The 10,095-nt window shown below is 70.1% G+C and carries 5 protein-coding genes and 1 pseudogene; 4 read left to right on the top strand and 2 right to left on the bottom strand.

Annotated features, from left to right (window positions below; genetic code table 11):
* Positions 1-2: 2 nt before the first annotated feature.
* Positions 3-1,850, bottom strand: a complete 1,848-nt coding sequence (locus tag FNH08_RS34335) for a SpoIIE family protein phosphatase (RefSeq protein ID WP_152775437.1) — start codon at positions 1,848-1,850, stop codon at positions 3-5.
* Between the two features lie 134 nt (positions 1,851-1,984).
* Between FNH08_RS34335 and FNH08_RS34330 the strand changes: the two genes are divergently transcribed.
* The 4 genes from FNH08_RS34330 to FNH08_RS34315 all read left to right on the top strand — a co-directional run bounded on the left by FNH08_RS34330 (position 1,985) and on the right by FNH08_RS34315 (position 8,844).
* Positions 1,985-6,313 carry a HAMP domain-containing protein gene (locus tag FNH08_RS34330; protein ID WP_152775436.1) on the top strand — a complete coding sequence of 1,443 codons (4,329 nt, stop codon included), beginning with the start codon at positions 1,985-1,987 and terminating at the stop codon, positions 6,311-6,313.
* Complete coding sequence (locus FNH08_RS34325; RefSeq protein ID WP_152775435.1) at positions 6,310-6,897, top strand: response regulator; 588 nt, start codon at positions 6,310-6,312, stop codon at positions 6,895-6,897. The genes FNH08_RS34330 and FNH08_RS34325 overlap by 4 nt, the downstream gene beginning before the upstream one ends.
* Positions 6,898-7,006: 109 nt before the next feature.
* A complete protein-coding gene (locus tag FNH08_RS34320) occupies positions 7,007-8,032 on the top strand; it encodes an ATP-binding cassette domain-containing protein (protein WP_152775434.1) in 1,026 nt (341 codons plus the stop codon).
* A complete protein-coding gene (locus tag FNH08_RS34315; RefSeq protein ID WP_152775433.1) occupies positions 8,029-8,844 on the top strand; it encodes an ABC transporter permease in 816 nt (271 codons plus the stop codon). Before FNH08_RS34320 ends, FNH08_RS34315 begins: the two co-directional genes overlap by 4 nt.
* Before the next feature lie 59 nt (positions 8,845-8,903).
* Here the strand turns inward: FNH08_RS34315 and FNH08_RS51085 are convergent.
* A pseudogene (locus FNH08_RS51085) lies at positions 8,904-10,095 on the bottom strand (AfsR family transcriptional regulator); the annotation flags it as partial.

The following is a 10,095-nucleotide window of genomic DNA, read 5'->3' as shown; positions in this document are numbered from 1 at the left end:
CCTCAAACGCCGGAGGGGCTGGGGTGGTCGCCGCCTGGCGCCGTCGTCACCGTTCCCGCGCTTCTGAGTACCGGTACCGCCTCCAGTACCAGCACCGCGAGGTCGTCCTCGATCGGCTCGTTGCTGAAGTCGTGGGCGGCTCGGCGGACGCATTCCGCCACTGCCTTCGCGCCGAGTCCGACGCATCCCCGCAGTACCTCCGCCAGGCCGTCGTCGTCGTCCAACTGCCGTGTGCCTCTGCGGCGTTCGGTCACGCCGTCGGTGACGCACAGAAGCGTCTCCCCCGGCTCCAGGGTGAAGGAGTTGGCGTGGTACTCCGTGTGCTCCTCGATGCCGAGCAGCATCTGCGGGCCCGCGGCCGGCGTCACCGAGCCGTCCAGTGCCAGCCGCAACGGCGGCGGGTGCCCGGCGCTGGCCAGCGTGCACCGTGCGCCGCCGGCGACCGGGTCGGGCTCCAACTCCCCGTACAGCAGGCTCAGGAAGCGGGAGCCCTCCCGCTCGCCGCGGAGCGTCATGGCCTCGGCGGCCTCCTCCGCCATGGCGAGGTTCAGCCGGTTGAGCAGGGACTCGACGCCGTGTCCCTCACGCGCCAGCAGCCGGACGAGGTGCCGGGCAAGGCCGGTGACGGACATCGCCTCCACGTCGTGGCCGCTGACGTCGCCGAGCAGGAAGCACCACCGGTGGTCTTCTATCGGGAACAGGTCGTAGAAGTCCCCGCCGACGGTCTGGCCCTCGGCCCAGGGCTCGTAGACGATCGCCGTGTCGACGCCCGGAATGGCGGCGAGGGACGTGGGGAGCTGCCTGCGCTGGAGGGACCGGCTGATGCTCTCCTGCCGCGTGTAGTGGCGGGCGGTGACCACCGCCTGGGCCATGCGCCGGGCCACGTCCTCCGCGAGCCGTACGACGGCGTCGGTCAGGTGGGGCAGTCCCGCCTGGCCGATCAGGAGTGTGCCGTGGCACCGGCCGCCCGCGACGAGCGGGAACGCCAGCGCCGAGCCGCCCGGGCTCCCGGCGTCTCCGGACTCGGGCCAGGGCCAGGGGACCCCGGTCGTGCTCAGCCCGGCGGACGGGCGGTCCTTCTGCAGCGCCAGGCGGAGTGCGCGGATCCGCCGCTCGTCCATGTGCCAGACATGGGACAGCCGCATCTCGGCATTGTCCGTGGTCAGCCATACGCCGCACCAGTCGGCGAGCCTGGGGACCAGGAGCTGTCCGGCGAGCGCCGCGACCATGTCCTCGTCCAACTGTCCGGCGAGGAGCTCTCCGGCCTCGGCGAGGAAGGACTGTCCCGCGCGCTCGGCCCACTCGGCGCTACGGGCCGGAAGGTCGCGCGGCAGGGCGGGGGCAGGCGGCCCGCGGCGGACGGACTCAGGGAGGGGACCGGTGACGTCCTGCTCCGGGATGGCGAGCGGGGGCGCCATCGCGCCCTCCAGACGGAACCACGCGACTCTCTCGGTGCGCCGGTGGGTCACACCCCAGGACTCGGCCAGTGTGCGCATCAGCCGGCGGCCGTGGCCGCGCAGATGGCTCAGTTCGCTTTTTCCGCCATCGCGGCCGCCCGAGGGGGCGCGCTCCAGCACCTCGACCACGACGCCCACGAACCCGGTCTCGGCCCGCGCCGAGTCCACTGAGGAGCGTGGGCCGGCCTCTATGCGGCAGGCCACCTCGAGCTCGAACCCGGAGTGCGTGACAGCGCTGGTGACCAGTTCGCTGACGAGGAGCACGGCATCGTCGACGGACCGGTCACTGAGCGTCGGCGCCCCGGGGAAGCGCGGTGCGGTCCGTTCCGCGAGCACGGCGCGCACGAACTTGCGCGCCGCCGAGGCCGCGAGTTCGTTGGCGGGTACGCGCATCCGCGCCGCATCCGCACGCGGATCGAGGAACGTCCCCACTGGCGACCCCCTGCTCATCTCTCTGCCGATAAATACAGGTCGAATGTAGCCTAAATGGGAAGTAATCGTATATTTGTCCCGAGAAATGTACTGCCATGGAATCTGCCAGCCAGCCTGAAATCGCTTCTCCTGAGCCTGAACCCCGGGAGCGGGGACCCGCTGAAACCGGGCCTGAGGCCGCAGGCCGGCCCGCTTCCTCCCGGGACGGCGAGTGGGTGCGCGTGGCCGAACTGCGTCCGCTGGTCGCGGCCATGAATTCCCTTTGTGACGGCGACTTCACCGTACGCATGGGAAATCCGCCCGAAGGGGTCCTCGCCGAGATAGCGGGGGTGTTCAACCAAATCGTCACGCGGAACGCGCACCTGGCTTCGGAACTCGATCGGGTGCGCCGGGAGGTGGTCCGAGAGGGGCGCCTGGACGAGCGGCTCACGGCGAGTCCCGGTCCGGGAGGGTGGACGACGAGCGTGGACGCGGCCAACACGCTGCTGGAAGCGCTGGCCGTTCCCATGGTGAATGCCACGCGCGTCCTGGACGCCGTCGCGGACGGCGACCTGACGCAGCGCGCCGAGTTGCACGACGCCAGACGCCCGCTTCGCGGCGATCTACGGCGCCTGGGGAGCGGGGTGAACCGCATGGTGGAGCAGCTGTCGCTGTTCACCGGCGAGCTGACCCGCGTCGCCCGGGAAGTCGGTACCGAGGGCCGTCTCGGCGGGCGTGCCACGGTGCAGGGGCTGACCGGCGACTGGCGCTCCGTGACCGAGGCCGTCAATACGATGGCCTCCCGGCTGACCGCGCAGGTGCGCGACATCGCGGTGGTGACCACGGCGGTCGCGCGCGGCGATCTGACCCGGCAGGTCACGGTGGAGGCGACCGGCGAGCTGCTGGAGCTGAAGCTCACCGTGAACACGATGGTCGACCAGCTGCGCGCGTTCGCCGACGAGGTCACCCGCGTCGCGCGCGAGGTCGGCACGGAGGGTCAGCTGGGCGGCCGGGCCCAGGTGCCGAGCGTCTCCGGGGTGTGGAAGGACCTCACCGACAACGTCAACTTCATGGCGTCGAACCTGACCTCGCAGGTCCGCAACATCGCCCAGGTGACCACGGCCGTCGCCACCGGCGATCTGAGCCAGAAGATCACGGTGGACGCCCGCGGCGAGATCCTGCAGCTCAAGAGCACCGTGAACACGATGGTCGACCAGTTGTCGGCGTTCGCGGGCGAGGTCACCCGGGTCGCCCGGGAAGTCGGCACCGAGGGACAGCTCGGTGGCCGGGCGCAGGTCCGCGATGTCTCCGGGGTGTGGAAGGACCTCACGGAGAACGTCAACTTCATGGCCGACAACCTCACCTCCCAGGTCCGCAACATCGCCCAGGTCGCCACGGCCGTCGCCCAGGGCGACCTCGGCAAGACGATCACGGTGGAGGCGAAGGGCGAGATCCTGGAGCTGAAGTCGACGATCAACACGATGGTCTACCAGCTGTCGGCGTTCGCCGACGAGGTCACCCGCGTCGCGCGCGAGGTCGGCACCGAGGGCAACCTGGGCGGACAGGCGCAGGTCCGCGGGGTCTCGGGCGTGTGGAAGGAGCTGACGGACAACGTCAACTTCATGGCGTTGAACCTGACCTCTCAAGTCCGCAACATCGCCCAGGTGACCACGTCGGTCGCCAACGGCGACCTGTCGAAGAAGATCACGGTCGACGCGCGCGGCGAGATCCTGCAGCTGAAGGAGACCGTGAACACGATGGTCGAGCAGCTGCGCGCGTTCGCCGACGAGGTCACCCGCGTCGCCCGCGAGGTCGGCACGGAGGGATCGCTGGGCGGCCGGGCGCAGGTCCGCGGGGTGTCCGGGGTGTGGAAGGACCTCACGGACAACGTCAACTTCATGGCCGACAACCTCACCTCCCAGGTCCGCAACATCGCCCAGGTCGCCACGGCCGTCGCCCAGGGCGACCTGTCGAAGAAGATCGACGTGGACGCGCGCGGCGAGATCCTGGAGCTGAAGACCACCATCAACACGATGGTCGACACGCTCTCCTCGTTCTCGTCCGAGGTCACCCGCGTCGCCCGGGAGGTCGGCAGTGAGGGGCAGCTGGGCGGTCAGGCCCGTGTCGAGGGCGTCTACGGAACGTGGAAGCGGCTGACCACCAACGTCAACGAGCTGGCCCTGAACCTCACCACCCAGGTCCGGGCGATCGCCGAGGTGGCGGGCGCGGTCACCCAGGGCGACATGTCCCGCGCCATCACGGTCGAGGCGCAGGGTGAGGTCGCCGAGCTGAAGGACAACATCAACCTCATGGTCTCCAACCTCCGGGAGACCACCCGTGCCAAGGACTGGCTGGAGTCCAACCTGACCCGCATGGCCGGGCTCATGCAGGGCCACCGCGATCTGGTGGAGGTCGCCGACCTGATCCTGCGCGAGCTGACCCCGCTGGTGAACGCGCAGTTCGGTGCGTTCTTCCTGGCCGAGGCGGGGGCGCCCCCCGGCGAGGGCCTCCAGTTCATCGCCGGGTACGGCACCGACCAGGCCGGCGGGGGCAGTCCGCTCCCCGGCAGCGGCACCCCGGGCCGGGGGCTGATCGCACAGGCCGCGCAGGAGAAACAGCGCATCATCATCATGGACGCCCCGCCCGACTACATCACCATCAACTCGGGTCTCGGCACGGCCCGCCCGGCCAGCATCGTCATCCGTCCCGTCCTCTTCGAGGACCAGGTGCTCGGAGTGATCGAGCTGGCCTCGCTCAGCAGGTTCAGCGATGTGCACCTGGCCTTCATCGACCAGTTCGCCAACACGATCGGCGTCTCGATCAACACGATCATCGCCAACTCCCGTACGGAGTCGCTGTTGTCGGAGTCGCAGCGGCTCACCTCCGAGCTGCGCGAGCGGTCGGACGAACTCCAGCGCTCCAACGCCGAGCTGGAGGAGAAGGCCGCGCTGCTCGCGACCGCCTCGCAGTACAAGTCGGAGTTCCTCGCGAACATGTCGCACGAGCTGCGCACTCCGCTCAACTCCCTGCTGATCCTGGCCCGGCTGCTCGCCGACAACCCCGACGGCCATCTGGCCGAACAGGAGGTGCAGTTCGCGAGCACCATCCACCGCTCGGGTTCGGACCTGCTCCAGCTGATCAGCGACATCCTCGACCTGTCCAAGATCGAGGCCGGGCGGATGGACGTGCGTCCGAAGACGCTCCCGCTGATCAAGCTGCTCGACTACGTCCACGCGACCTTCCGGCCGCTGACCATCGATCGTGGTCTGGGCTTCGAGATCGCGGTCGAGAAGGACGTACCGACCGACCTGTACTCCGACGAGCAGCGCCTGCAGCAGGTGCTGCGCAACCTGCTGTCCAACGCGGTGAAGTTCACCCACGACGGCAGCGTGGAACTGCGCGTCAGCCGGGTGCCGGGGACGCGGTTCGACGAGGAGACGCTTCTGAACGCGGAAGCCGTGATCGCGTTCTCCGTAAGGGACACCGGGATCGGAATCCCCAAGGAGAAGCTGCCGATGGTCTTCGAAGCGTTCCAGCAGTCCGAGGGCAACACCAACCGCAAGTACGGCGGCACCGGCCTCGGCCTGTCCATCAGCCGGGAGATCGCCGGGATGCTCGGCGGCAAGATCGTCGCCGAGAGCGAGCCGGGTGTGGGCTCGCAGTTCACCCTCTACGTTCCCGCGCACCACCCCGGCGCCGCCGCCGCGCAGGGCCCCGCGGACCTGCACACCGTCGGTGCCGCGCCCGCGCTTCCCGCGGAGCCCCGGGCGCCCGCGGCGGCCGTCGCCGGGGATGGTTCGCCTGAGCACGTGCTCGACAGTGCCGGGAGCCTCAGCGCCGACGTCCTGACTCCGGACCGCCCCGCGGACGACCCGACGGCCAGGGGAACCACGGGCACCGCCAACGGCCGCGAGGACACCTGGCCGGAGACGACCCGGCTCAAGGAGTGGCTCAGCGGGCGGCCCGGCCGTGTCCTGGCAGGCCGTCGCATCCTGATCGTCGACGACGACATCCGCAATGTCTTCGCCCTCACCCACGCGCTGGGCCGGGTCGGCGTCACCGTGCGGTACGCGGAGAACGGCCGGGAGGGCCTCGAGGTCCTGGAGCGCTCCCCCGACCTGTCCCTGGTCCTGATGGACATCATGATGCCCGAGATGGATGGATACGAAACCATTCGCACCATCCGGGACACTCCTCGGCTGGCTCACCTCCCGATCATCGCGCTCACCGCCAAGGCGATGCCCGGAGACCGCGACAAGGCGATCGACAGCGGCGCCAACGACTACGTGCCCAAACCGGTGAACGTCGACCGCCTGCTGTCGGTCATCTGCGATCTGCTCGACCCGCAGAGCGACACCCCGGCACCGGCGCGGGACCGCGGCGCCGCCGATGAACCACCGGGCGCGGACGAGAGTGCCGACGATCCGCCCGGGGGCGCGCCATGAGTGCCAACCTGACCGACCCGTGCAGCGTCCTCATCGTCGATGACATGGAGGAGAACCTCATCGCGTTCGAGGCCGTCCTCAGCCCGCTGCACCAGCACCTGGTCCGCGCGCGCTCGGGGGAGCAGGCGCTGAAGGCGATGCTGCGCCAGGAGTTCGCGGTCGTCCTCCTGGACGTCCGGATGCCCGGCATGGACGGCTTCGAGACCGCCGCCAACATCAAACGCCTCGACCAGACCAAGGACGTGCCCATCATTCTGGTGACCGGGACCGAGAGCGGTTCGGACTACGCCTACCGGGGATACGCGATCGGAGCCGCCGACTTCATCGCCAAGCCCATCGACCCGTGGGTGTTGCGCACCAAGGTCAACGTCTTTCTCGATCTGCACCGCAAGAACCGCCAGTTGGCGATGCGCGCGGTGGCGGGGGACGGTGACCGGCTCACGGAGATCAACGAGCGGCTCGCCCGGATCGAGCTGCTTCTGCGCCGCCGGCCGGGAACCGACACGGCCGGGCTCGCCGACCGCATCGCGGAGGTGGAGCGCGCCGTGGGAGCCCTCCTGCCAGGTCACCCCGGGACCGAGTAGCGACCCTGTCGCCGGCATGTCGGTGGCGTGTCGGTGGGTGTGGGCAGGTGTGGGTGGGTGTCGGCGAGCTGTCGGTGGTTTGTCGGTGGGCCCTGACACTGTCATCCGTATGACACGAATCGACAAGAACGCCAGCGGCGGCGAAATCGCCGTCACCGTTCGGGGGATGGTCAAGCACTACGGCGAGACCAAGGCGCTGGACGGTGTCGACCTGGACGTGCGCGAGGGCACCGTGATGGGTGTGCTCGGGCCGAACGGGGCCGGAAAGACCACCCTCGTACGCATCCTGTCCACGCTGCTCGCACCGGACACGGGCCAGGCGACCGTCGCCGGCTACGACGTCCTGCGGCAGCCCCGCCAGTTGCGCCGGGTGATAGGGCTCACCGGGCAGTACGCCTCCGTCGACGAGAAGCTCCCCGGCTGGGAGAACCTCTACATGATCGGGCGGCTGCTCGACCTGCCCCGCAAGGACGCACGCCGGCGCGCCGACGAGCTGCTGGAGCGGTTCTCCCTGACGGAGGCCGCCAAGCGGCCCGCGAGCACCTACTCCGGCGGGATGCGGCGGCGCCTCGACCTCGCCGCCTCGATGATCGGCCGGCCCGAGGTGCTGTTCCTCGACGAGCCCACCACCGGTCTCGACCCCCGTACCCGCAACGAGGTGTGGGCCGAGGTCAAGACCATGGTCGGCGAGGGCGTGACCGTCCTGCTGACCACTCAGTACATGGAAGAGGCCGAGCAGCTCGCCTCCGAGCTGACGGTCGTCGACCACGGCAAGGTCATCGCGGGCGGTGCCATCGACGAGCTCAAGGCCAAGGTCGGCGGGCGGACACTGCGCGTGCGGCCGGGCGATCCGCTGCAGCTGCGCCCGCTCGCCGCCACCCTCGACGAGCTCGGGATCACCGGGCTCGCGACCACGACCGTCGACGCCGAGAGCGGCACCGTCCTCGTCCCGATCCTCAGCGACGAGCAACTGACCGCGGTGGTGGGCGCGGTCGTCGCGCGAGGCATCACCATCAGCTCCATCACCACCGAACTGCCCAGCCTGGACGAGGTGTTCCTGTCCCTCACCGGCCACCGCGCCAGTGCCCCGCAGGACACCGTGCCCGCCGAGACCCGCGAGGAGGTCGCCGTATGAGCGCCGCGACAACAACCGCCAGTGCGACCGACGCCCGTATCCCGCTGCGCGGCCACCTCCGCCACACCGGCGCGCTGATCCGCCGCAACCTGCTGTGGATCCGGCAGGACCCCGAGTCGATGTTCGACGCGCTGCTGATGCCGGTCGTCTTCACCCTGCTGTTCGTGTACGTCTTCGGCGGCTCGATCGGGCAGGCCCTGGGCGGCGGTCAGGACGGATACGTGCAGTACGTGATCCCCGGCATGATCGCGATGATGAGCATGACGCTGTCCCAGGGCGTCGGCACCGGCTTCAGCCAGGACTTCAACTCCGGTGTCATGGACCGCTTCCGGTCCCTGCCGATCGGGCGCGGCTCCGTACTGTTCGCGAAGATCTCCGTGGAGCTGTTGCGGATGCTGTTCGCGACGACCGTGCTGATGATCGTCTCCGTCCTGGTCGGGTTCGACATCAACCACTGGGGTGGCCTGTTCGCGGCCGTCGGCCTGTCCACGGTGTTCGCCTCGTCGATCATGTGGGTGTTCCTCACCCTGGGCGTGATCCTCAAGAACGCGCAGTCCGTACAGGCGATGGGCTTCCTGGTGCTCTTCCCGCTGCAGTTCGGCTCGTCGATCTTCGCGCCGACGAACTCGATGCCGGGCTGGCTGCAGGCCTTCACCGACTACAACCCGCTGTCCACGCTCGCGGACGCGGCGCGCGGACTGATGGTGGGCGGACCGGTCGCGCACGACCTGTGGGTGACGCTGGGCTGGTCGGTGGCGATCACGGCGGTCATGGCACCAGTGGCGATCCACAAGTTCCGCACGAAGAGCTGACGCGGGTCCCCGCGCACGGCTGCGCGCCGCCGAAGAGCCGGACAGTTGAGCCGGACGGTTCAGACCAGGGCGGTGGCCTCCTCCACGGAGAGGCCACCGCCCTCGGCGTACGCCGTCTCGTACACCGCGTCGCCCAGTGCGGCCCGGGCCGCGGCTTCGGCCCGGCTTCGGTTCTCGACCTCCATGGGGCTGTAGAAGTGGCCGTGCGGCACATGGGCGTCGGCCGCGCCGAGGAGCCGGGCCGCGTCCCGTGCCCGGATGCCGCCGTCCACGGCGGCGACGCCGATGGCGGCCCCCGTGAGCTGTACGGAGATGAAGTGGGGCGCGATGTTGCGGGTGATCGGGTCCATGGCCCGTTCCAGCGCCTGGCGCATCTTGACCAGGGACTCCTCGTAGCGGCCGTCGAGCGCGTCCAGCCAGCCCTCCGCGCCGGTGACGAAGCTGGCGAAGAGCACGAAGTTGGCGGCGTCGAAGTCCACCCGCAGCAGCCGGATCTGCTCCCGCGCCTGAGCCGTACGCCCGCTGCGGCCGAGCCAGACCGCGAGGCCGAGCCGGGCGGCCGGCATGGCCTCGCTGGTACTGCCATGAGCGTTCTCCAGCACCTCGAACAGCATCTTCTCGCCCCGCTCGGCGTCCCCGCTCTCGATGAGCACGCCGCCGAGGCGGGCGCGCAGGACACCCAGCTGGGCGTGGGCGCCGAGCCGTTCGGCCCACTCCAGGGCCCGGCCGAAGTCCGCGGCGGCGCCCGCGTAGTCACCCTCGCGCTCCTGGGCCTCGCCCCGCGCGGAGAGCGCCTCCGCCACGCCCCAGGCGTCGCCGATCCGGGTGAACAGCTCCAGCGCCTCCTCGGCGTCGCGGGTGGCGTCGCCCACCCAGTCGGTGCGGTTGGCGAGGATGTTGGCCCGCATCCGCAGGGCCTGGGCCAGCTCCCAGGAGTAGCCGAGCTCGCGGCAGCTGTTCACGCTCTCGTCGATGATGTGGCGGATGCGCTTCAGGTCGGCGCTGAGCAGGACGGCGAAGAACCACATGAAGCCGGGGAAACGGCAGGTCTGCGGCTGGCCCGGCCGGTAGGTCTCGCCGATGACGCGCAGCTTCTCCTTGGCCTGTGGGGTGTCCCAGGCCCCCAGGTCCATGTCCATACAGGCGAGATGGATGAGGTGCACCCCGCGGCGGGCCTCGGCGAGGACCTCGGGGGTCAGCGGTGGCGGGCTGTCCGTGGGGCGTGCGAACACGTCCGGGGCGGGGCTCGCG

It is taken from the genome of Streptomyces spongiae, from assembly GCF_009377185.1.
GTDB lineage: Bacteria > Actinomycetota > Actinomycetes > Streptomycetales > Streptomycetaceae > Streptomyces > Streptomyces spongiae.
The sequence above is the reverse complement of the archived record's forward strand: the minus strand, read 5'-3'. Positions and strand labels throughout refer to the sequence as shown.